Source organism: Streptomyces sp. NPDC058240 (assembly GCF_042882135.1).
Lineage (GTDB): Bacteria > Actinomycetota > Actinomycetes > Streptomycetales > Streptomycetaceae > Streptomyces.
Map to the genome: position 1 here is coordinate 53387 of NZ_JBHVWT010000030.1, position 23194 is coordinate 76580.

Annotated in this window: 19 protein-coding genes; 13 read left to right on the forward strand and 6 right to left on the reverse strand. The window is 71.1% G+C overall.

Translation table 11 applies throughout. The features are described from left to right. The first annotated feature begins 134 nt into the window (after positions 1-134). The 3 genes from ACFVX4_RS31045 to ACFVX4_RS31055 all read left to right on the forward strand — a co-directional run bounded on the left by ACFVX4_RS31045 (position 135) and on the right by ACFVX4_RS31055 (position 5264). The gene (locus tag ACFVX4_RS31045) at positions 135-2255 is read left to right on the forward strand and encodes a phosphocholine-specific phospholipase C (protein WP_389983501.1); all 2121 of its coding nucleotides are present in this window, start codon (positions 135-137) and stop codon (positions 2253-2255) included. A gap of 211 nt (positions 2256-2466) precedes the next feature. Continuing rightward, positions 2467-4710 (forward strand): MMPL family transporter, encoded by a 2244-nt coding sequence (locus tag ACFVX4_RS31050; protein WP_389983504.1) that lies wholly within the window; start codon positions 2467-2469, stop codon positions 4708-4710. Further along, positions 4710-5264: a GNAT family N-acetyltransferase gene (locus ACFVX4_RS31055; RefSeq protein WP_389983507.1), complete on the forward strand. Its 555-nt coding sequence runs from the start codon at positions 4710-4712 to the stop codon at positions 5262-5264. Before ACFVX4_RS31050 ends, ACFVX4_RS31055 begins: the two co-directional genes overlap by 1 nt. On the opposite strand, the gene ACFVX4_RS31060 is transcribed toward ACFVX4_RS31055, so the two are convergent. The 3 genes from ACFVX4_RS31060 to ACFVX4_RS31070 are packed head-to-tail and all read right to left on the reverse strand — an operon-like array spanning position 5186 to position 6854. Beyond that, positions 5186-5635 carry a hypothetical protein gene (locus tag ACFVX4_RS31060; RefSeq protein WP_389983510.1) on the reverse strand — a complete coding sequence of 150 codons (450 nt, stop codon included), beginning with the start codon at positions 5633-5635 and terminating at the stop codon, positions 5186-5188. The genes ACFVX4_RS31055 and ACFVX4_RS31060 overlap by 79 nt on opposite strands. A gap of 11 nt (positions 5636-5646) precedes the next feature. After that, a complete protein-coding gene (locus tag ACFVX4_RS31065; RefSeq protein WP_389983513.1) occupies positions 5647-6393 on the reverse strand; it encodes an NACHT domain-containing protein in 747 nt (248 codons plus the stop codon). Then, the gene (locus ACFVX4_RS31070; protein WP_389983516.1) at positions 6339-6854 is read right to left on the reverse strand and encodes a helix-turn-helix domain-containing protein; all 516 of its coding nucleotides are present in this window, start codon (positions 6852-6854) and stop codon (positions 6339-6341) included. Before ACFVX4_RS31070 ends, ACFVX4_RS31065 begins: the two co-directional genes overlap by 55 nt. 259 nt (positions 6855-7113) lie before the next feature. Here ACFVX4_RS31070 and ACFVX4_RS31075 point away from each other — a divergent pair, with 259 nt between their 5' ends. The 5 genes from ACFVX4_RS31075 (at position 7114) to ACFVX4_RS31095 (ending at position 13357) form a co-directional block, all read left to right on the forward strand. Further along, a complete protein-coding gene (locus ACFVX4_RS31075; RefSeq protein ID WP_389983518.1) occupies positions 7114-7344 on the forward strand; it encodes a hypothetical protein in 231 nt (76 codons plus the stop codon). Positions 7345-7413: 69 nt separating this feature from the next. Further along, positions 7414-8673: a serine hydrolase domain-containing protein gene (locus ACFVX4_RS31080; RefSeq protein WP_389983521.1), complete on the forward strand. Its 1260-nt coding sequence runs from the start codon at positions 7414-7416 to the stop codon at positions 8671-8673. Between the two features lie 247 nt (positions 8674-8920). Beyond that, positions 8921-9562: a hypothetical protein gene (locus ACFVX4_RS31085; RefSeq protein ID WP_389983524.1), complete on the forward strand. Its 642-nt coding sequence runs from the start codon at positions 8921-8923 to the stop codon at positions 9560-9562. Between the two features lie 268 nt (positions 9563-9830). Then, on the forward strand, positions 9831-10016 hold the full coding sequence (locus ACFVX4_RS31090) for a hypothetical protein (RefSeq protein WP_389983527.1): 186 nt from the start codon (positions 9831-9833) through the stop codon (positions 10014-10016). A gap of 95 nt (positions 10017-10111) precedes the next feature. Beyond that, the gene (locus ACFVX4_RS31095; protein WP_389983530.1) at positions 10112-13357 is read left to right on the forward strand and encodes an AAA family ATPase; all 3246 of its coding nucleotides are present in this window, start codon (positions 10112-10114) and stop codon (positions 13355-13357) included. Positions 13358-13391: 34 nt separating this feature from the next. Here ACFVX4_RS31095 and ACFVX4_RS31100 read toward each other — a convergent pair whose 3' ends face one another. From ACFVX4_RS31100 to ACFVX4_RS31110, 3 genes are all read right to left on the reverse strand, one after another. Beyond that, entirely contained in the window at positions 13392-13634 is a 243-nt protein-coding gene (locus ACFVX4_RS31100; RefSeq protein WP_389983533.1) for a DUF6191 domain-containing protein, read from the reverse strand. A 22-nt stretch (positions 13635-13656) separates the two neighbouring features. Continuing rightward, complete coding sequence (locus ACFVX4_RS31105; RefSeq protein WP_389983536.1) at positions 13657-14817, reverse strand: PQQ-dependent sugar dehydrogenase; 1161 nt, start codon at positions 14815-14817, stop codon at positions 13657-13659. A 191-nt stretch (positions 14818-15008) separates the two neighbouring features. Further along, positions 15009-16001 carry an aldo/keto reductase gene (locus ACFVX4_RS31110; RefSeq protein WP_389983539.1) on the reverse strand — a complete coding sequence of 331 codons (993 nt, stop codon included), beginning with the start codon at positions 15999-16001 and terminating at the stop codon, positions 15009-15011. 132 nt (positions 16002-16133) lie between these two features. Between ACFVX4_RS31110 and ACFVX4_RS31115 the strand changes: the two genes are divergently transcribed. The 5 genes from ACFVX4_RS31115 to ACFVX4_RS31135 form a co-directional block, all read left to right on the forward strand. Further along, a complete protein-coding gene (locus ACFVX4_RS31115) occupies positions 16134-17102 on the forward strand; it encodes a 2-hydroxyacid dehydrogenase (RefSeq protein ID WP_389983541.1) in 969 nt (322 codons plus the stop codon). Positions 17103-17377: 275 nt separating this feature from the next. Beyond that, the gene (locus ACFVX4_RS31120; protein WP_389983544.1) at positions 17378-20212 is read left to right on the forward strand and encodes a putative bifunctional diguanylate cyclase/phosphodiesterase; all 2835 of its coding nucleotides are present in this window, start codon (positions 17378-17380) and stop codon (positions 20210-20212) included. A gap of 216 nt (positions 20213-20428) precedes the next feature. Continuing rightward, a complete protein-coding gene (locus ACFVX4_RS31125; protein WP_389983547.1) occupies positions 20429-22300 on the forward strand; it encodes an acetolactate synthase large subunit in 1872 nt (623 codons plus the stop codon). Between the two features lie 21 nt (positions 22301-22321). Then, positions 22322-22849, forward strand: coding sequence for an acetolactate synthase small subunit (gene ilvN, locus ACFVX4_RS31130; protein WP_361494352.1), 528 nt, complete (start codon positions 22322-22324; stop codon positions 22847-22849). 100 nt (positions 22850-22949) lie between these two features. Further along, the coding region (locus ACFVX4_RS31135) for an NAD(P)-binding domain-containing protein (RefSeq protein ID WP_389983551.1) at positions 22950-23194 on the forward strand (245 nt) is incomplete at its 3' end.

The window sequence follows — 23194 nt, forward strand, 5'->3', positions numbered from 1 at the left end:
GAGCCGGGTGCGCCGCCCCTTGGACTTCCCGCACGACCTCTTGGACGTTCACCGCCGAGCCGTCCGGAATCCTTCCCCGCGCCACCCGGCTTGATTAGCTTCCCGGCTGTACGACAGGACTCGGGAGGCTCAACTTGACCACGGACATTTCACGGCGACGGCTCTTCGCGCTCGGTGGCGGTGCGCTCGGCGCCGCGGCGGCGGGGTCGCTGCTGCCGCCTTCGCTGCAGGCCGCGATAGCCGCGCAGCCGGCACACTCGGCGGCGTCCGGAGGCCGTGACGGGCTCGGAGCCATCAAACATGTGGTGATCCTGATGCAGGAGAACCGTTCCTTCGACCACTACTTCGGGACGCTCCGGGGCGTACGCGGCTTCGGTGACCGCAACGCCGTCGAGCTGCCCTCGGGCAAGCCGGTCTTCGAGCAGCCCGCACCGTTGGGCACCTCCGTGCTGCCGTTCCCGGTGCGCGGCGCTGCCGAGACGCAGAAGAAGGACCTCCAGTACATCGGTGCGCTCGACCACTCCTGGAGCGGCGGCGGCAAGGCGTGGGCCGGTGGGTGGATGAACGGCTGGGTGACCGCGAAGACGGCCGCCACCATGGCGTACTACGACCGCCGTGACATCCCGCTGCACTACGAACTGGCCGACACCTTCACGGTCTGCGACGCCTACCACTCCTCCATCCACTCCTCGACCAGCCCCAACCGCAACCACCTGTGGAGCGGGAAGACGGGCAACGAGCCGAACGGCAAGCGGGCCGTCAGCAACGACGCGTACGACGAGGGCACCCACCCGGGCTACGACTGGGGCACGTACGCGGAGCGGCTGGAGAGGGCCGGACGCAGCTGGCGCACGTACACCGAGTGGGAGAACTTCACCGACAACCAGATCGAGTTCTTCGCCACCTTCAAGGCCATCGCCCGCAAGGCGCTGGCGAAGACCGGCGGGCACACGTACATGGAGTCGTTCTACTCCGCCGTGCGGGACGCGGACGCAGCCGAGCGGGAGCGGCTGTTCGGCCTGCTGGAGGAGGGCGTCGCCACTCTGAACAAGGCCGAACGCAGCCTCTTCGAGCGGGCGTTGCGCCGGGTGGAGACCGGAACGCTGGCCGACGAGTTCGCCAAGGACGTGGCGGCGGGCACGCTGCCGGAGGTCTCCTACCTGGTGCCCTCCGCCGTCGACTCCGAGCACCCGAGCGTCTCCTCGCCGATCCACAGCGCGACGATCGTCTACAAGGTCCTGGACGCGCTGGGCAAGCACCCCGACGTGTGGCGGCACACCGCCGTCATCATCAACTACGACGAGAACGACGGTTTCTTCGACCACGTGCCGCCGCCGGTCGCCTCGCCCGAGGTGACCGAGGAGCAGTGGGAGGGCAAGCCCACCGGTCTCGGCATGCGGGTGCCGATGCTCGTCGTGTCGCCGTGGACCATCGGCGGTTACGTCTGTTCCGAGGTCTTCGACCACACCTCCGTGATCCGCTTCCTGGAGCGCTGGACCGGGGTGAAGGAACCGAACATCGGCGACTGGCGGCGCACCGTCACCGGCGACCTGACCTCCGCCTTCGACTTCTCGCGCGGGCGTCGCCGGCCCGAGGTGGAGCAGCCGGGAGCCATTCCGCCGTTCAGCGGCCGCTGGTCGCCGAAGCCGCCGCTCGTCCAGCACATGCCCGTGCAGGAGCCGGGCGCGCGCCCGGCCCGCGCGCTGCCGTACCAGCCGGACGCGCAGGCGAAACTGGTGGACGGCGCGGTGCGGGTGGCCCTCAGCAACACGGGGCGCTCGTCGGCGCACTTCGCGCTGTATCCGTACGCCGGCGAGTTCCCCGTACCGCAGCACCGGGACGTGAAGGGCACGGCGCAGTGGACGGTGCCCGTCACCGGGGCGGCGTACCGGTTCACGGTGACGGGGCCGAACGGCTTCCGCCGCGAGTTCGCCGGGTCCGCGAAGGACGGTGCCCCGGCCGAGGTCGCGTCGCGGGTCGACGCCCGTGAGCGCGATCTGCACCTCACGCTGCGCAACACGGGGCGGACGACGCTCACCTTCACCGTGCGGCCGCTGGGATACGTCGACGAGGCGGACCTGCGGGACTGGACCAGGACCGTCAAGGTCAAGCCGGGGCGCAGCCGCACCGTGGTGCACTCGGCGGCCGACGCACACGGCTGGTACGACCTGGACGTCACCGTCGACGGGGACACCGCCTTCCGGCGCCGGCTGATGGGGCACATCGAGAACGGCCGGGCGAGCGTCTCGGGCTGACCCGGGTCCGGGCGGTGGGGCGCCGTGGATCGTCGTACGGCGCGGCGCCCCGCCGCAAGCCACATTCCGGAGGCCACTGTGAGTAAGGCCACGAAAGGGACAAAGGATCACGTTCGGCTGCCAGAGTGACGGTTCTCAGGTCATGCGTTCCCTGCGGGTAATTCGTGTTTTATGCCGGCAAAGGACCACGAACCAGCAGGGAGCACGTCCGTTGGCTGCCATTGCCCGCTGGTGCATCAGGCACCGACTCATCGCCGTCCTCGTCTGGCTGTTCGCCCTCGGCGGCGCGGCCACCGCGGCGGGCTTCGCGGGTTCCGCGTACTCCAATGACTACGAGGTGCCCGGCACGGAGTCCGGCCGTGCCGCCGAGCTCCTCAGGAGCGGCTTCACGGATCTCGGCGGTGACACCGACACCATCGTCTGGCACACCTCCGACTCCACCGTGCGGGCCGCCGACGTCCGGCAGACGATGACCCGGACCCTGCACGCGGTCGAGGAACTGCCCGGGGTCGGCGCGGTCACCGGACCGTACGGGGTGTCCGGCACCGCACAGATCAGCGGCGACGGACACACCGCCTACGCCACGATCACCTTCGACCAGCAGGTCGACGACATCCCGGTGCAGCAGGCCAGGGCCGTCGCCGACACCGCCAAGGCGGCCGCCGGAGACCATCTCCAGGTGGAACTGGGCGGCCCCGCCGTCGCCCTCACCGAAGCGCCCTCCGCCCACCTCAGCGAGGCCGTCGGGGTCCTCGTCGCGGCGGTCGTCCTGTTCCTCGCCTTCGGCTCGCTCGCCGCCAGCATGCTGCCCATCGCCACCGCGCTCGTCTCCGTCGGCACCGCCTACGCGGGCACCGTGCTGCTCGGCCATGTGATGACCGTCGCCGACTTCGCACCCATGCTGGGCATGCTGATCGGGCTCGGCGTCGGCATCGACTACGCGCTGTTCATCGTCACCCGACACCGCAGAGGACTGCGCCGGGGCCTGTCGGTCACCGAGGCCGCGCAGAACGCCGTCGCGACGACCGGCCGCGCCGTCGTCTTCGCCGGGGCCACCGTCTGCATCGCGCTGCTCGGCATGCTGATCCTGCGGCTCGGCTTCCTCAACGGTGTGGCGATCGCCGCCTCGCTCACCGTCGTCCTGACCGTGGCCGCCTCCGTGACCCTGCTCCCCGCTCTGCTGTCCTTCATCGGCACGCGGGCGCTGAGCCGGCGCGAGCGCAGACGGCTCGCCGAGCACGGCCCGCGGCCCGAATCGCCCACGGGCTTCGCCGCCCGCTGGTCCGCCTTCGTCGAACGCCACCCCAAGCTGCTCGGGGCGCTGGCCGCCGTGGTGATGCTGGTACTGGCGCTGCCCACCTTCTCCCTGCATCTGGGCAGCTCCGACCAGGGCAACAACCCCTCCTCGTCGACCACCCGGCAGGCGTACGACCTGCTGGCCGACGGATTCGGCCCCGGCGTCAACGGGCCGCTGACGATCGCCGCGCAGCTGGACGGCGCGGACGACCGGCTCGCGATGGACGGCCTGCCCGCCACCCTGCGGTCCACCGAGGGCGTGGCCTCGGTCGGCCCGGTCACGTACAACAACAGCGGCGACACGGCCTTCGTCACCGTCGTACCGAAGTCGTCGCCGCAGTCCCAGGAGACCAGCGCGCTCGTCGACCGGCTGCGTACGGACGTCCTGCCGCGGGCCGAGCAGAACACCTCGCTCCGGGCCCATGTCGGGGGAGTGACCGCCAGCTACGACGACTTCGCCCGGATCATCATCGGCAAACTCCCGCTCTTCGTCGGCGTGGTCATAGGGCTCGGCTGTCTGCTTCTGCTGCTGGCCTTCCGGTCGATCGGCATTCCGCTGAAGGCCGCGGTGATGAATGTGGCCGCCGTCGCCTCCTCGTTCGGGGTCGTCGTCGCGATCTTCCAGTGGGGGTGGGGGAGCGAACTGCTGGGGCTGGGCAGCTCGGGGCCCATCGAACCGTTCCTGCCGGTGATCATGGTGTCCGTGCTCTTCGGACTGTCCATGGACTACCAGGTGTTCCTGGTGGGGCGGATGTACGAGGAGTGGCTGGAGACGGGTGACAACCGGCGGGCCGTCCGGGTGGGCCTCGCCGAGACCGGCCGGGTGATCAACTCCGCGGCCGTGATCATGATTTCGGTCTTCCTCGCGTTCGTCCTCAGCGGGGACCGGGTCATCGCCATGTTCGGCATCGCGCTCGCCGCGGCCGTCCTGCTGGACGCCTTCGTCCTCCGTACGCTGCTGGTCCCCGCGCTGATGCACCTGCTGGGCGGGGCGAACTGGTGGCTGCCGCGCCGGCTGGACCGGCTGCTGCCGCGGATCAGCATCGAGCCTCCCGAGTCCGGATCCGGGCTGCCGCATGCGAAGATCCCGCAGGCGGTGCAACCGTCCGAGGTGGCACGGCCCGCGCAAGCGGTGGAATCGGTTCGAGAAGGAGCATGATGTTCGCGGTATCCCTGGGTGACGACGGAGCGGAACTGCGTCCGCTGGAGATCTGGCAGGCCCAGGAGTTCCTGGACCACATGGACCGGGCCCGCGAGCTCATCGATCCGTGGATCCCCTTCGCCTCCTTCGCCACCGACCTGGACTCGGCGCGGGGACTGCTGCGGCGGTACGCGGAGAAGCAGGCGGCGGACACGGGGCGGATCTACGGCATCTGGCTGGAGGGCAAGCTCGTCGGCGGCGTCCTGTTCCGGATCTTCGACGCGGAGTCGGGGAACTGCGAGATCGGCTGCTGGCTGGAGCCGGCGGGCGAGGGGCGCGGCCTGATCACCCGGGCGTCCCGGAAGCTGATCGACTGGGCGGTGTACGAGCGCGGCATGCACCGCGTGGAGTGGGACGCGTCCGCCGCGAACACCGCCAGCATCGCCGTGGCCGAGCGGCTCGGCATGACGCGCGACGGGGTGCTGCGCGAGAACTACCTGTACCGCGGTGAGCGGCACGACTCGGAGATCTGGTCGGTGCTGGCCCCGGAGTGGCGGGCGCGGAAGGCCTGAGACCGGACGGCGCGGCCAGGGCCTGTCCGGCGGATCATGGCCGGACAGGCCCTATGTGCCGGAGCCGAAGCTGACAGCCGCAGCGAATCACCGATCCGCCACCATGCCAGGTCCTGCTGGTCGCCGTCGAGCCGGGCCAGATGGTGGGCGAGATGGCCGAGCCAGCGCTCGGCGCGCTCCGGATCGCGGTGCCGCTCCCGGCGTCGGGTGGCGCTCCGCTCGGCGACGCGGCGCCGGTAGACCGTCGGCACGAAGCCCGCCAGCAGATGTTCTTCGAGGGAGTTCTCGTCGGGGAAGCGCTCGGCGTCCAGCAGCTCCGCCGGATTCCTGTCGGGTGCCTCGCTGTACATCGTCCGCGCCAGGATGATCATGAGCGGTGTGTTCAGGACCCTGGCCAGGGGGGTGGCCGCTCCGCTCTTACGGGCGCGCAGCCGGTCCAGTACGGGGTCCAGACCGCCGCGCTCCCGCCGTCGCCGCGGGGGACCGGCCGGGCCGTCCGGGGCAGGTAGGCGGCGAGGTCGTCGAGGGTGAGATCGGTCAGTTCGAGGCCGGCGGCCCAGACCAGCGGGGTACCGGCCTCCTGGACGGCCTCGGCGAACTCGCCGCGCCGGCTGGTCAGGACGAGCGGGAGCGAGGTGGCGTTGAGCACCTCAAGGGCCGTACTCCGCAGACCTTCCGCGATCTCGTCGAACCCGTCCAGGACCGGCAGTACGAGATCCGCGTCGACCAGGGCGGCGGCCAGCGTCGACCCGTCGGGGGCCCTGCGGGTGAGATGCGGGTGGTCGCGCACCAGCCGGTCGATCAGCCAGTCCCGCAGCGCGACGGCCGTGGGATCCCAGGAGCCGATGCTGAAGATCACCGGCACCCGGTCATGCGCCTCCCGGGCCGCCAGCTGGTCCAGGACGAACCTGATCGTCAGGATCGACTTGCCGGATCCGGCCCGGCCGAGGACCACGAGCCGCCCGGACCCGATGCGCCGGTAGACCTCGGACACGCTACCCAGATCGCCGCTCAGGTCCATTCGGTCCGGCGTCGCTCCCGGCGGCAGACGCTGAATGTTCTCCGAATGGTCGGTCAGCGATTCGGGAGCGTCCTGCCAGCGCACCGGAAGCGGAAAAGGGTCGTGCACCCGGCGGTGTTCCTCCTCGCGCTGCCAGCGGCGCCTGATTTCCCGGGCCAATTCGGTGGCGGCGGCGACAAGTTCGCCGTGAACGGGTGAGGGGGCGGGGGCGGGCCGGGATTCTGCCCGGGATTCTGTCCGCAATTCTGCGCGGAATTCTGCGCAGGCACGGGTACGGGAGCGGGCGCGGATTGCGGTACGGGTGCGGATTCGGGTACGGGCGCGGGTTCGCCGGCCGGTTCGGCCTTCGACTTCGCGAGCGTGGCGGCGAGCCGCTGACGGTCCTCGGGTCCTGCCTCCAGCGCGTCCGCCAGTAGGTTTACCGTACCCAGCCGGTGATCGCCGGATCGGCCGTTCTCCAGTCTGCGGATCGTACGCACGCTCACTCCGGACCGTGCCTCCAGGTGCTCCTGCGTCAGCCCCGACCGATTACGCAGCCGACGCAGCAAAGTGCCGAGCTGATCCGCCACTTCGACATCCTTCCGCCACCGAGCGCGGTCGCGACGACCCTACCGGTGACGACCGGTCATATATGGCCGGTCGCCTGTCCTGTTCGCGGAATGGCGCGAACAGCACGATCAGTGGTGCCCGGCCGGTGCGCCGACACGGGGCGGCGCACCCCGCCGGGCATCCGGGAAGCAGATGGCGTCCATGGGGCCGGACCGGCACCTGCATCGGACCTGATCGTCTCTCATGACTTTCTCCTGCTACGACTCATGAGGAGTTGACATGGCCTACCGATTCTGGTGCGGCGAATGCGGATTCAAGACGCCGTGGCTCGCCGAGTCCGAGGGTGCGCAACGCCAACTGGAGCACTACACCAAGCAGCACCCGGGAATTCTCGCCGGTGGCCATGTGGAGACCAACCGGAAAAATCCGCAGGGCAGCAGCATCGGCATCCTCCAAGTGGCGGGAATTCTCGTCCTTTTGCTGATCATCGCGGTCGCGTGCCAACTCTGAGGCGTGGCTGAACCCCACCAGACAGCCGGAATGACCGACCGACCGAAAGGGACAGGAAAGAAAATGAGCATGCGCGACGATTCCGGAGCAGGCATCGAGGCCGGCACGGCGAACCAGGGCGACGGTGGCACGGCCCGACGCTCCTCGCGGGTGCGCAGGCACCGGCGCCTGCTGCTGCCGGTGGCCACCGCGGCCTGCCTGCTGATGACCGGTGTCGGCACGGCGACCGCCGCAGCCCCGGCCACCGGCACCTCGACCACCGGGTCCTCGACCGCCGCCGCCCAGACCCCGGCCGACATCCTGCAGGCCGGTGCCCAGCAGGGGATCGCCGACGGATACCCGGGTGTGATCGGCATGGTACGGAACGGCGACACCACCCAGTACGTGCACGCGGGTGTCGGTGACCGCGCGACCAAGGTGCCCGCAGACCCGAAGGCGAAGTTCCGGATCGGCAGCAACACCAAGGCGTTCATCTCCACCGTGCTGCTCCAACTGGAGGGCGAGAAGCGGCTCTCGCTGGACGACACCGTCGCCAAGTGGCTGCCGGGGGCGGTCGCCGCCAACGGCTACGACGGTTCCAAGATCACGATCCGTCAGCTGCTCAACCACACCTCGGGCCTGCCCGACTACCTCAGTGCCCTGCAGATCAACGGACCGTACTTCCTCAACACCAACCCGCGGGAGGTCCTGCCGTCGCAGACCCTGGTCAATGTCGGCCTCGGCCTGCGTGCGCCGACGTCCGCACCGGGGGAGAAGTTCGGCTACTCCAACACCGACTACGTGCTCGCGGGCATGGTGATCAAGGCCGTCACCGGCTCGGAACCGGCCGCGGAGGTCCAGCGGCGCATCATCGAGCCACTCGGTCTGAGCGACACCGGCTTCCCCACCGCCGACCCCGCGCTCTACGGCAACTACCTCCACGGCTACGTGATCCGGGCGATCCTCATCGACGATGCCACGGTCTCCAACGTGCAGGTCACCGGGAGCGCCGGTGCCATGGTGTCGACCATGGACGACCTGGCCACGTTCACCCGGGCGCTGCTGACCGGAAAGCTCCTTGAGCCCGCGCAGATGACCGAGCTCAAGACCACCGTCCCCGTGACCGCCGACATCGGCTACGGGCTGGGCATCGAGCACATGAAGCTGTCCTGCGGGAAGTGGGCCTGGGGGCACAACGGCGCGGTGCTCGGCTACTTCAGCGAATGGCTGACCAGCGAGGACGGCACCGAGCAGGTGACGCACGCGAACAACGAGTTCCATCTGCTCGGCGGTACGCCGGGGCAGACCCACACGTACAAGGCCATGACGGACGCGTTCTGCGCGCTCTGAGGACCGCGACCGGAAGAGCTCTCCCGGCCGCCGGGCCGGCTACGGCTGCTGGGCGCCCGCGCTCGCCGACTACGTCCCCCGCCTCCAGGACTCCTTCGACGCGGCGGGCTGACCCGGACGACAACGGCCCGGCAACGGCCCCGGTCCCGGCGGGCGAACGCTCGCCGGGACCGGGGCCCACGCATGGCGCCGACGCGTCGGGCGGACGTTAAGGGGGTTCTCATACAGGCCGCCTAGCGTGCGCAACATGAACCCCAGGACCCCCACGAGCCCCACCGCTCCCGAAGCATCCGCAGCAGCAGAAGCATCCGACGCCGAGGAGACCGTGACCAAGAAGGCCGCGGCCGAGGACGTCTCGTACGACATGGACAAGGCCGCGGGGGAAACACTCACGGCGGCCGAAGCCGAGGCTGAAGCCGAGACTGAGGACGAGGACGACGACCTGGACCCGGACGGCCTCGACGACGACTCCGGCAAGGAGCCCTCCGGCCTCGGCGCGGCCGCCGCTGCCGTGGTCGCGGCCGGTCTCGGTGTCGTCGCGCTCACCGGGTCCTGGACCGGCAAGGTCGCCGCCGAGCGCGAGACCCTGATCGGCCAGATCAAGACCTCGGGCGGTGGCACCGCGGCCCAGCAGATCTCCGAGATCTACGGAGACGCCTGGCACTCCACCGCCCTGGTCAACGGGCTCTTTGCCCTGCTCGCGCTGCTGGTCGGGATCTTCGCCCTGGTCCGCCCGGCCTTCGGCGCACCCTCCGCGCACCCGCAGCCCGGCTGGGTGCGCGCCGTGGCGACCGCCGGCATCGCGCTCGGTGTCCTCGGCCTGCTGATCTCCGTCGGCATGTACTTCGACCTCATCGTGCCGCTGCCGACCGCGGGCGCCGCCGGCTGAGCACAACGGCCGGCGGACAGGCGCGTGTACGCAGCGGGCCGGACCTTTCGCAGGCGTTCTAGGGCATCCGCCCGAGGGACCTCGTCCCGTATGCGGCAGGGACCACGATTTTCTAAGGCTCCCCGCCCCGCGAAGATGCGGATCCTGCCCGATGTGGCGACACCTCCTGGGAGACGACAGTGGGGGCACGGCAGAAGCACTGCCGCCCCCATCAGGCACCAACGGGCCGTCCAGGCCCCGACGGGCCGTCGTCCTCCGGGAGAAGCACATGTACGCGTTCGAACTCAACAAGCTGCACGTGGCCGAACTGCACCGCCGGGCCGAGCAGGAACGGCTCGTCCGGGTGGCCGCTCGCGTCCGCCGGGATGACCGCAGGGCCGCCCGGCACTCCGGACGCAAGGAAGCCGAGGGGCCGGTGAGTACAGACCGGAAGCGATTCGTCCACGCCGCGTGAAGGACGGGTGACGGCGCCCGATGCCCGGTGGTACGAGGTCCGGTGGTACGAGGTCCGGTCGTTCGATGTCCGGCGGCCCGATGTCCGGTGGACCGATGGCTGCTGAACCGACACCCGGCGCCCCTGGTCCGGGACCCGGCGCCCCTGGTCCGGGGCCCGCGCGGCCGGACCCGTATGCGATGCTCGGCGACGTGGAGACCAGGTCCGTCAGTCCCGTGTTCGTCGGCCGCGAGGGCGAGTTCGCCTCGCTCGTCGATGCGCTCGCCCGCGCCTGCGCGGAGGGCGCCGACGGCTCGGGCGGGGCCGGCGGGGCCGGCTCTCCGGGCGAGCCGCAGGCGCTGCTCATCGGCGGTGAGGCGGGGGTCGGCAAGACCCGGCTGGTCGAGGAATTCCTCGCAGCGGCGGTGCGCCGAGACGCGGTCGTCGCCGTCGGCGGCTGTGTCGAGATCGGCGCCGACGGCCTGCCCTACGCCCCGTTCTCCACCGCGCTGCGGGCCCTGCGCCGCACCCTGCCCGAGGAGGTCGCCGCAGCCTGCGCCGGGCAGGAGGGCGAGCTGGCCCGGCTGCTTCCCGAACTCGGCGAGGCCGACCGGGACGCGACCGACGAGCACAGCACCGCCCGCCTCTTCGAGCTCACCGCCCGACTCCTGGAACGCATCTCGGCCGGGCGCGCCGTCGTCCTCGTCCTCGAAGACCTGCACTGGGCCGACGCCTCCACCCGCCACCTCCTCGCCTATCTCTTCCGCACCGTGCGCAACGGCCGCCTCGTGGTGATCGGCACCTACCGCTCCGACGACATTCACCGCCGCCACCCGCTGCGCCCCCTCCTCGCCGAACTGGACCGGCTGCGCACCGTCCGCCGGATCGAACTCGCCCGCTTCAACCGCACCGAGGTCCGCCGCCAGCTCACCGGAATCCTCGCCGCCACCCCCGAGGCCGCCTTGGTGGACGAGATCTTCGAACGCTCCGACGGCAACGCCTTCTTCGTCGAGGAACTCGCCTGCAGCCTGGAGAGCGGTGACCGCTCCCGGCTCTCCGACTCGCTGCGCGACCTCCTGCTCGTACGCGTCGAAGCGCTGCCCGACAACGCCCAGCAAATCGCCCGGATCGTCGCCGAGGGCGGCTCCACCGTCGAGTACGAACTGCTGGCCGCGGTCGCCCGGCTGACCGAGGACGAACTCATCGAGGCGCTGCGGGCGGCCGTCGGTGCCAACCTGCTGCTCACCACCCCGGAGGGCAACGGCTACCGCTTCCGGCACTCCCTGGTCCGCGAGGCCGTCAGCGACGACCTGCTGCCCGGCGAGCGCTCCCGGCTCAACCGGCGCTACGCACAGGCCCTGGAGACCGACCCCACCCTCGTCCGCGCCGGAGAACGCGCCACCCGCCTCGCCAGCTACTGGTACGGCGCGCACGATGCCGCCAAGGCCCTGCCCGCCGTGCTGAAGGCCTCCGTCGAGGCCCGCCGCCGATACGCCTTCTCCGAACAACTCCGCCTGCTGGAACGGGCGATGGAACTGTGGGACGACGCCCCCGACGACGTACGCCGCACCCTGCGCCCCATCGACTACGCCGAGAGCTACCCGGCCTGCGGCTGCGACCCCGACACCACCCCGCTGCGCTATCTCGACCTGATGGCCGAGGCCACCGTCGCCGCCCGGTTCGGCGGGGAGCGCGAACGCGCCCTGGCCATCGCCAAGAAGGCCATGCGGGTCCTGGAGGGCGAGGACGACCCGTTGCGCGCCGCCTGGTTCTGGGTGCAGCGCTCCCGGCTGATGCAGGACCTCACCCGCGGCGACGGCCGCGAGGAACTGGCCACCGCCCAGGAGCTCGTCCGGGGCCTGCCCCCGTCCGCCGTGCACGCCGATGTCCTGATGAGTGTGGCGGGATGGGGCGCCCTGCACCGCCCCGGCGCCGAGACACTGCTCGCCGCCGACCGGGCGGTGGAGTACTCCAGGCTCGTCGGCGACGAGTACATCGAGCTGCACGCCCGGCTCACCCGCGGCTGGCTCACCGCCGAGGCGGGCGGCGTCGACGAGGGCATCGCCGAGATGTACGCCGTCCGCGACCGCGCCGACGAACTGCACCTGGTCGGCATCATGAGCCGGGCCGGCATCAACCTCCCCTCCACCCTCGAATCCATGGGCCGCTCCCTGGAGGCTGTGGCCGCCGCGGACCACGGCATCGAGATCAGCCGCAGCCACGGCATCGCCGACATGGAGGCATGGGTCCGCTGCAACCGGGCGACCTCGCTGTTCTCCCTGGGGCACTGGGACGAGAGCCGGGCCACCACCGACGCGGCGGCCCGCGCCGCCAGATCCGGCAAGGCGCAGGGGCTCGTGGCCTCTCGCCGTACCGAACTGGCCCTGGCCCGGGGCGACATGGCCGAGGCCGAGATGCAACTCGCCCTGACCCGGCGCAGTTTCGGATCCCGTGACCCGCAGCCCCAGCATGTGATCGCCCCCGCACGCCATGCCATGGCCCTCGCCGCGCAGCAGGGCCGGCTCGCCGAGGCACGGGCCGAGTTCGAGGCCCGGTCGGAGCAGGGTTTCCCGCCCGGCACCCAGCGGTACGCCCTGCCGCTGCTGCATGTCGCAGCCGCCGCCGAGGCCGATGCCAGGGGCCTGCCCGCCGCCGACCCCGGCCGGCCGGCGATTCTCGCCGCCATCCGCACCCACCTGAAGCGGCTGCCGATGCTCGTCCCCGTCTGGGCCGCCCACGGTCTCCTGATCGATGCCGAGCTGGCCAGGGCCGAAGGCCTCGACACCCCCGGCGACTGGTCCCGCGCGGCCGCTGCCTTCGCGCCGCTGCACCGCCCGTACGAGCTGGCCCAGATCCAGCACCGCTGGGCCGAGGCCCTCCTCATCGCCGCGGGCGACCGGTCCACGGTCACCGCTCTGCTGCGCGAGGCCCACGGCACCACCGTGCGGCTCGGCGCGCGCCCGCTGACCGAGACCATCGAGCTGCTGGCCGGCCGCGCCCGCATCGCCCTCACCGCTCCGGACCGCGGCGCCGCACACGAGATCCCGGCCGCCGTCACCGTCCCCGCCGAGGACGGCACCGGCGACGAGGCCGCGGACCGGGAGAGCACCGAGGACCGCCTGCGCGAAGCGGCCGCGGCCGCGGTGGAGTCCTTCGGGCTGACACGGCGCGAACAGGATGTGCACCGGCTGGTCGCCGCCGGCCACACCAACCGCAGGATCGCCGAGGAGCTCTACATATCGCCCAAGACCGCGAGCGTGCACGTCTCCAGCATTCTCGCCAAGCTCGGCGTCTCCAGCCGCGGCGAGGCGGCAGCCCTCGCCCACCGGCTCCGCCTGTACCCCGCCGGGAGCGCCACCTGACCGGGACCGGCCGAACCCGGCCCGCCCCGCTCACTCACGGCTGAGCGTCCGGGGCGTCCGCTTCCGGGGCCGCTTCCTGGCCGGGCCCCCGGTCCGCGTCCGTGTTCGTGTCGGAGGCCCTGACGACCACCTTCCCGGAGGCCAGGTCTATCGGCCCGCGCCCCGGGTCGCCGACGCCGAGATCCACCCGGGTCAGCTCCAGCCGCTTCTGCTCCTCGGCGGCATGCTTGCGGCCCGGTGCGAAGAGTTCCTCGAAGAAGTTGAACACCGGCCGCACGCCCTTTCACCTGCTGTAGCCGCTACCGCACCGCCAGCACCAGGATCCTGTCGTCTCCCGGCTTCGGGGTGCCACGGGTGTCCGTATTGCTCGTGACGAGCCAGAGCTTGTCGCCGCCCGCGGCGAGCACGGTGCGCAGACGGCCGTACTTTCCTTCCAGGAACGGCTGGGGGGCCGCGAGAGGTTCCTTGCCGGCCTCGCCGGACAGCGGAATCCGCCAGAGCCGCTCACCGCGCAGGCCCGCCATCCAGATCGAACCCTTGACGAAGGCGATCCCGCTCGGGGACGCCTCGGACGTCTTCCACTGTGCCACGGGATCGATGAAGCCCTTCTTCCCCGCCTTGCCCTCGGCCTCCGGCCAGCCGTAGTTCCCGCCCGGCACGATCCGGTTCAGCTCGTCCCAGGTGTCCTGCCCGAATTCGGAGGCCCACAGCTGCTGCTGCCCGTCCCAGGCCAGCCCCTGCACATTGCGGTGGCCGTACGAATACACCACGGAGTCGGCCGCCGGATTGCCGTGCAGCGGCTGCCCGTCCGGGGTCATCCGCAGGATCTTGCCGGCCAGCGACTTCTTGTCCTGGGCGAGGCCGTCGTCGCCCGTCTCGCCGGTCCCCGCGTACAGCATGTGGTCCGGGCCGAAGGCGATCCGCCCGCCGTTGTGGATCGATCCCTTGGGGATGCCGCGCAGGATCGTGTCCGGCGCGCCCAGCAGCCGGCCGGGCGTCGTGCCGTTCTCGTCGTACTGCATCCGGGCGATGCGGTTGTCGGACTCGGTCGTGAAGTACGCGTACACCAGATGGTCCGTGCCGTACGTGGGGGAGACCGCGATCCCCAGCAGTCCGCCCTCACCGGCGGGCGACACCCCGGGCACCGCGCCCAGCAGGGTCTTCCTGCCGGTCTTCCCGTCGATCCGGGTGATCGTGCCCTTGTCGCGGGAGGAGACCAGCAGATCGCCGCCGGGCAGCGCCGCCAGCCCCCAGGGCGAGTCCAGGCCCTCGGTGAGCGTCGACACCACCCTCACCGAGCCCTTCGCGGGCGGCAGGGACGGCGAGGCGGACGGGGCCGGGGCGGCGGGGGAGGAGCGGGAGACCGGCGGCGTGCTCCCGACGCCCGCCATGCTGCCGGAGCCGCCGTCCGAGGAACACCCCGCGGCCAGCACCAACGAGCCGGCGGCCAGCGCTGCCACCGTCCCGCGGCGCAGGGCCCGACGCGGGCCCCGGGGCCCGGCGGGGCCTCGTACAGATCCGAACAGAACTCCGCGCACAGCACCGATCCCTTCGACGGCCACCTGACTACTGTTCTTACACCGCGGCCCCGCCCCGGGGTTCCCGATACCCGCCAATTCTGCCGACCGGTGTCCAGCGGCGGGGGCGGATCTCAGTCCCAGGACCCCTGCGCCCCGGGCAGTCCGGCGATCTCCGCCAGATCCTGCGCGGTCAGGGCCAGCCCGGCCGCCCCCGCGTTCTCCACCGCCCACCGCTCCCGCTTGGTCCCCGGCACCGGCACCACATGCGGCCCCTGCCGCAGCACCCAGGCCAGCGCCACCTGCGCGGCGGTCGCCCCGTGCCGCTCGGCGATCCGCCGCAGCCCCACGACCACCGGCTGGTTCGCCGCCATCATCTCCGCCGTGAACCGGGGATGCCGGGCGCGCAGATCCTCCGGCTCGAAGCCCTGTCCCGGCGTCAGCGTGCCCGTCAGATAGCCGTTCCCGAGCGGCATCGCCGCGAGCAGCCCCACACCCCGCGCCGAGCACCACGGAAGCAACGACTCCAGCGCCTCCGGCGACCAGACCGAGAGCGCCGCCTGCACCGCGCTCACCGGGAAGACCTGCTGCACCCGCTCCAGCTGACGGATCGTTTCGTCGTACATCCGGGAACCCGATCGGCGCGAAGCCCGCGCCCCGACCGCGCAGAGCCCGAGCGCCCGCACCTTTCCGGCGGTCACCAGCTCCGCCAGCGCGCCCCAGGTCTCCTCGATCGGCACCTCGGGGTCGGCCCGGTGCAGCTGGTACAGATCGATCACATCGGTCTGCAGCCGGCGCAACGAGGCGTCGCAGGCCCGCCGCACATAGCCGGGGCGGCCATTGGCCACGATGTGCTGATCACCCACCAGCAGTCCGCACTTGGTGGAGACGAACGCGTCCGACCTGCGGCCCTTCAGCGCCCGCCCCACCAGCAGCTCATTGGTGAACGGGCCGTACATGTCGGCCGTGTCGAGCAGTTGGACGCCCGCGTCGAGCGCGGCGTGCACCGTACGCAACGCACGGTCACCGCGCTGCTGCGACGCGCTGTACGCCCAGCTCATCGGCATGCAGCCGAGACCGACCGCCCCCACGGCGAGCGCCGCCGCACCGAGACTCCTGCGCTCCAACTCCCCGACCCTCCCCAGGCCCCGCCGTCGAACCGGGCCCATGCCCCGCCGTCACGGGACCGCACCGCACCCCAAAGTAACCTCTGCCGCCCGCCCGACCTCGCACGGCCTCCGCCGATTAGCCTCCTGACCATGACTTCGACCTGCACTCCCGACGTGACGAAGACGCCCGACGTATGGCTGCCGTTCCCGGCCGACGAGATCGAAGGGCTCCCCGAGGGGCTCAACTACCGGCTCTGGGACGGCGAACCGGACTACCCCGCCGACCCCGCCGACTGCGCCTTCTACGTCGTGCCGTACATGAAGGACGCCGAGGTCGCGGTGCGTCCGCTCGACGGCATGGCGGCCGTCCAGGTCGTGCAGACACTCACCGCGGGCATCGACCACGTCGAGCCCGGACTCGGTCTGCTGCCGGAAGGGGTGCTGGTCTGCAATGCCAAGGGGGTCCACGAGGCATCCACCGCGGAGCTCGCCCTCACCCTGATCCTCTCCTCCCTGCGTGGCGTTCCCGGATTCGTCCACGGCCAGGACAAGGAGGAGTGGCGGTCCGGCTTCTACCCCGCGCTCGCCGACAAGTCCGTGCTGATCGTGGGGTACGGGTCGATCGGCGCCGCCATCGAGGACCGGCTCGCACCCTTCGAGTGCGCGCGGGTGGCGCGCGTCGCGCGCTCCGCGCGGACCACCGCACACGGCCCCGTACACACGCTCGACGACCTGCCGGCGCTCCTGCCCGAGGCCGATGTCGTCGTGCTGTCCACCCCGCTGAATCCGTCCACACAAGGGCTGGTCGGCGCGGAGTTCCTCGCCGCGATGCCGGACGGGTCGCTGCTCGTGAACGTGGCGCGGGGCGGCGTCGTCGACACCGGGGCGCTGCTGCGCGAACTCGAGTCCGGCCGGCTGCGGGCCGCCCTCGACGTCACCGACCCGGAGCCGCTGCCCACCGGCCACCCTCTCTGGCATGCTCCGAACGTCCTGATCACTCCTCACGTGGGCGGCAGCACGTCGGCCTTCCTGCCGCGCGCCAAGCGTCTGCTGGCCGGACAGCTGAGCCGGTTCGCCGCGGGAGAACCGGTGCGGAACGTGGTACTCGCCATCGGCTGACCACGCTACGGAGGCCCTCGGTCGCACACCGTTCCGGACAACCCCCAGGTCGTCACGGAGAGTAGAGGAACTATGTCCCTGCGTGACGAGTCTGGTGTATCGTCCCGAAAGGGGCGCTGCGCCGTGGAAGGGAAGGCGCCGGGGAGGACGCGACACGCGAGGGGGCGACGGGCGATGTACGGCCGATGGGCGCATGATCCGACACCACCGGGCAGTCGACGGGGACCGGCGGGACGCCGGGTGCGAGCGCACCCGACGACACCGGGGGCGCCCCGGTGAGCGCGCCGGCCGACGCGCTCGGGGCGCTCCTCTCCCGGAGGGCGGCCGTGAGCGGCGCGTCCGCGCTGGTCTGGCAGATCCTTCTCGGCATCGTCTGGGCCGGTTATGCCGCGGGGGCGGCCTTCGGCTGGGGCTCGCCACAACTGGCGCTCGTCATGGGGGATTTCGGTCTCAGCGCGGCGGCGCTGATCGCCGCCGTCTCCTGCTACCGCTACGCGCGGGTCGGCAGCAGCCGGTTCCGGCCCGCCTGGCTGCTGTTCTCGCTCTCCTCGTTCATGGCCTCCGCGGGCAACGGGGTCTGGGGCTGGTACGAGGTCGTGCTCGGGCGCCCGGTGCCCACCCCCTCCCTGGCCGACGTCTTCTTCCTCTGCTTCGCGCCGCCCGCCATCGTCGGGCTGCTGGTCCTCGCCAAACGCCCCGTCACCAGGGCCGGCTGGCTCTGCCTCGCGCTGGACTCCTGGCTGATCGGCGGATCGCTCCTCACGCTCTCCTGGAGCCTCGCCCTCGCCCACACCGCGCATCTGGTGGACGCCGAGGGCGTGAGCGTGGCCCGCGCGGCGCTCGCACTGGCCTATCCGCTGCTCGACATCGTGCTGGTCTCCATGGTGCTGGCCCTGCACTTCCGGCGGTCCAACGTCAACCGCTCCGCGGTGAACACCGCCGTCGCCGCGCTCGCCCTGACAGTCCTGTCCGACGCCCTGTTCACCTCACCGCTGCTGCGCCAGACCTACCACTCCGGCCAGATGCTGGACGCGGGCTGGTTCGCCGGCTCGCTGCTCCTCGCGTACGCCCCCTGGGGCGCGAACAGGGCCGCGGACAACGCTTTCCCGCCGCGCAGCGCGCATCCCACCAGCCGACCCATCGCGGGATCGCTGGCCGCGCTGACGCCCTATCTCGCCGCCGCCGTCTGCACCCTCGGCATTCTCTACAACGCCATCGAGGGCCGCCGGGTGGACCGCGTCGTGATCTTCACCGGCTGCACGGTGGTGCTCGCCCTGGTCGTCCGGCAGGGCATCATGCTCGTCGACAACATCGCCCTCACCCAGGAACTGGCGCAGAAGGAGAACCACTTCCGCTCCCTGGTGCAGGGCTCCAGCGACGTGATCATGATCGCCGCCCCCACCGGTGTGCTGCGCTACGTCAGCCCCGCCGCGGCCGGGGTCTACGGGCGCGAGGCCGACGACCTGGTGGGCGCCGAGCTCGCCTCGATCGTCCATCCCGAGGACCTGGGGCGGGTGGTCCACGAGGTGCGCCGGTTTCTCGCCGCCCCGCCGAGCGAGGAGCCCACCACCCGGATCGAGTGCCGTTTCAGGTCCGGTACGGGCGACTGGCTCAATGTCGAATCCACGGTCAACCGCCATCAGGGCGGGCTGATCCTCAACAGCCGCGATGTGACCGAACGGGTCCGGCTGCAGGCCCAGTTGCAGCACAACGCCGAGCACGACCCGCTCACCGACCTGCCCAACCGGGCCCTGTTCACCAAACGGGTCCGTCAGGCCCTCGGCGGCCGCCGCTCCGGCGACTCCGGCACCGCCGTGCTCTTCATCGACCTCGACGGCTTCAAGGCGGTCAACGACCGCCTCGGCCACCAGGCGGGCGACGAGCTCCTCGTCCAGGCCGCCCGCCGCCTTCACGAATCCGTCCGGGCGGGCGACACCGCGGCCCGCCTCGGCGGCGACGAATTCGCGACGATCATCCTCGGCGACGGCACCCGCGACCAGTCCGCCCGGGAGTGCCAGGTCCACGAGATCGCCGACCGGCTGCGCCTCACCCTCTCCCAGCCGTACCGGATCGGCGCCGGCGAGGTCCGGGTCGCCGCGTCCATCGGGGTCGCCTTCGCCGAGCCCGGCATCACCCCCAGCGACCTCATGCGCAACGCCGATCTCGCCATGTATCGCGCCAAGGCGGGCGGCAAGGACCGCGTCGAGCTGTACGCCCCGCAGATGCAGGCCGATGTGGTGCGCCGCTCCGAGCTGGCGACCCGGCTGCGCACCGCCCTGCGCGACGGCGAGTTCGCCCTGCTCCACCAGCCCGTCGTGCATCTCGCCAGCGGCACGGTCGCCGCCGTCGCCGCCCAGGCCCGCTGGCGCTCCGCCCAGGGCATCCTGTTCACCCCGGCCGAGTTCCTCCGCGTCGCCGAGGACAGCGACCGCACCGCCGAGCTGGGCCGCTGGCTCCTCGAAGAGGCCGTCGAGCAGGCCGCCGACCGGGCCAGGGCCGGACACCCGGTCTCCGTCGCCGTGCGGCTCTCCGCCCGCCGGCTCCTCGACAAGGGGATGCCGTTCGGCTCCGTCGAGGCGCTGCTGACCCGGCACAGCCTGCCCTCCGGGGCGCTGATGATCGAGGTCGCCGACAGCGACCCCCGGATCTCCTTCGACGAACTGGAGCAGCGTCTCGTGGCCCTGCGCCGCATCGGTGTCCGCATCGCGCTCGACGGCTTCGGCAGCGGCTACGCCGCGATCAACGCCCTGCGCCGGCTCCCCATCGACGTACTCAAGCTGGACCGCGGTCTGGTCGAGGGCGTGGTGGAGTCCGCCCGGCTGCACAAGATCACCAGCGGCCTCCTGCGGATCGCCTGCGACCTCGGCATGCAGTCCGTGGCCGACGGCGTCGACGTACCGGAGCAGGTCCTCGCACTGCGCGCCATGGGCTGTACGCACGGCCAGGGAATGGCCTTCTCCGGGCCGCTCGACGAGTACCGGCTGCGCCGCGCCCTGGACCGCGGCGAGTTCCCGGTGCCCGGCAGCGCCATGGCCCAGCCGGTCCTGACCGGTGGCTCGATTCCCCTCCTCAGCGGCTCACATATTGAGACGCCCATCCCACCCACTTGACACGTCGAGTGCGTCGGAGAGAGGGTCATTGCCATGCGCACCCGAATTCTCGTACTTGGAAAGCGCGTCGGCTGAAGCAGAGTCCTCCCAGGCACTCTGCAGACCGCACCGACGCGCTCCCCTCGCTTGCCTCACGGCACGAGGGGTTTTTTGTTGCACCGGCACCACGCAAACTGTTGCAAAACACCCGCAGAAACCCTCAGCTTCGAGAAGAGAATGCCGATGACCGAGCAGGCCACCGGGGCCCAGCATCCCCAGCCGCGGGCCCGTAACGGCGGATCGAACGCCGCCACCGTTGAGCACGTCACGGGCGCGCAGTCCCTCATCCGCTCCCTCGAGGAGGTGGGGGCCGACACGGTATTCGGCATTCCCGGCGGCGCCATCCTTCCGGCGTACGACCCGATGATGGACTCCACCCGGGTCCGTCACGTGCTGGTCCGCCACGAGCAGGGCGCCGGACACGCGGCCACCGGCTACGCGCAGGCCACCGGCAAGGTCGGCGTCTGCATGGCGACTTCGGGCCCCGGCGCCACCAACCTGGTCACCCCGATCGCCGACGCCCACATGGACTCCGTCCCGCTGGTCGCGATCACCGGCCAGGTCGCCTCCAAGGCGATCGGTACGGACGCCTTCCAGGAAGCCGACATCTGCGGCATCACCATGCCGGTCACCAAGCACAACTTCCTGGTCACCAAGGCCGAGGACATCCCGCACACGATCGCCGAGGCCTTCCACATCGCCTCCACCGGCCGTCCGGGACCGGTCCTCGTCGACATCGCCAAGGACGCCCTCCAGGCGCATACCACGTTCAGTTGGCCGCCGACCCTGGACCTGCCCGGCTACCGCCCGGTCACCAAGCCGCACGCCAAGCAGATCCGTGAAGCCGCCAGGCTGATCACCCAGGCCAAGCGGCCGGTGCTGTACGTCGGCGGCGGTGTCATCAAGGCGGGGGCCACCGCCGAACTGAAGGTCCTCGCAGAGCTCACCGGAGCGCCCGTCACCACCACACTGATGGCGCTCGGCGCATTCCCCGACAGCCACCCGCTGCACGTCGGAATGCCGGGCATGCACGGTGCGGTCACCGCCGTCACCGCGCTGCAGAAGGCCGACCTGATCGTCGCCCTCGGAGCCCGCTTCGACGACCGCGTCACCGGCAAGCTGGACAGCTTCGCCCCGTACGCCAAGATCGTCCACGCCGACATCGACCCCGCCGAGATCGGCAAGAACCGGGTCGCCGACGTCCCGATCGTCGGGGACGCCCGCGAGGTCCTGGCCGACCTGGTCCAGGCCGTCCAGGCCGAGCACACCGAGGGCCATGTCGGCGAGGCCGCCCGAACGGGATATTCAGCCTGGTGGAAGGACCTCAACCGCTGGCGCGACACCTACCCGCTCGGCTTCGACCTGCCCGAGGACGGCAGCCTCTCGCCGCAGCAGGTCATCCAGCGCATCGGACAGCTCGCCCCCGAGGGCACGATCTTCGCGGCGGGCGTCGGCCAGCACCAGATGTGGGCCTCGCACTTCATCCAGTACGAGCAGCCCGCCACCTGGCTGAACTCCGGCGGCGCCGGAACGATGGGGTACGCGGTCCCGGCCGCGATGGGCGCCAAGGCCGGCATGCCGGACCGTACCGTCTGGGCGATCGACGGCGACGGCTGCTTCCAGATGACCAACCAGGAACTCACCACCTGCGCGCTCAACAACATCCCGATCAAGGTCGCGATCATCAACAACGGCGCGCTCGGGATGGTCCGCCAGTGGCAGACCCTGTTCTACAACCAGCGGTACTCCAACACAGTGCTGCACTCCGGCGCGGACACCGAGGGTGTCCCGGCGAAGGGCACCCGCGTCCCGGACTTCGTCAAGCTGTCCGAGGCCATGGGCTGCTACGCGATCCGCTGCGAGGACCCGGCCGACCTGGACAAGGTCATCGAAGAGGCCAACTCCATCAACGACCGCCCCGTCGTGGTGGACTTCATCGTCCACGAGGACGCCATGGTGTGGCCGATGGTCGCCGCAGGCACCTCCAACGACGAGGTCATGGCCGCCCGCGGGGTCCGTCCCGACTTCGGCGACAACGAAGACGACTGAGAGACAGAGAGAGACCGACTCATGTCCACCAAGCACACGCTCTCCGTCCTGGTCGAGAACAAGCCCGGTGTCCTCGCCCGGATCACCGCCCTGTTCTCCCGCCGCGGCTTCAACATCGACTCGCTCGCGGTCGGTACCACCGAACACCCCGACATCTCCCGCATCACCATCGTGGTGAGTGTCGAGGACCTGCCCCTGGAGCAGGTGACCAAGCAGCTCAACAAGCTGGTCAACGTCCTGAAGATCGTCGAACTCGAGCACTCCGCTGCGATCCAGCGCGAACTCGTCCTGGTGAAGGTCCGCGCCGACAACGAGACCCGCTCCCAGATCGTCGAGATCGTCAAGCTGTTCCGCGCCAAGACCGTGGACGTCTCCCCGGAGGCCGTCACGATCGAGGCGACCGGCGGCGCCGACAAGCTGGAGGCCATGCTCAAGATGCTGGAGCAGTACGGCATCAAGGAGCTCGTCCAGTCCGGCACCATCGCCATAGGGCGCGGCGCGCGCTCGATCACCGACCGGTCGTTGCGCGCCCTCGACCGTACGGCGTAGTACCCGCCACCTCGCCGTTCGTATGGCGAGACCCGAAAACGTATCTGACGCACCCCGCCGTACGGTGGGACGTAACACCTGCACACCAAGGAGAGACCCAGTGGCCGAGCTGTTCTACGACGACGATGCCGACCTGTCCATCATCCAGGGCCGCAAGGTCGCGGTCATCGGTTACGGCAGCCAGGGCCACGCCCACGCGCTGTCGCTGCGTGACTCGGGTGTCGACGTCCGGGTCGGTCTGCACGAGGGCTCGAAGTCCAGGGCGAAGGCCGAGGAGCAGGGCCTGCGTGTGGTGACCCCGGCCGAGGCGGCCGCCGAGGCCGACGTCATCATGATCCTGGTCCC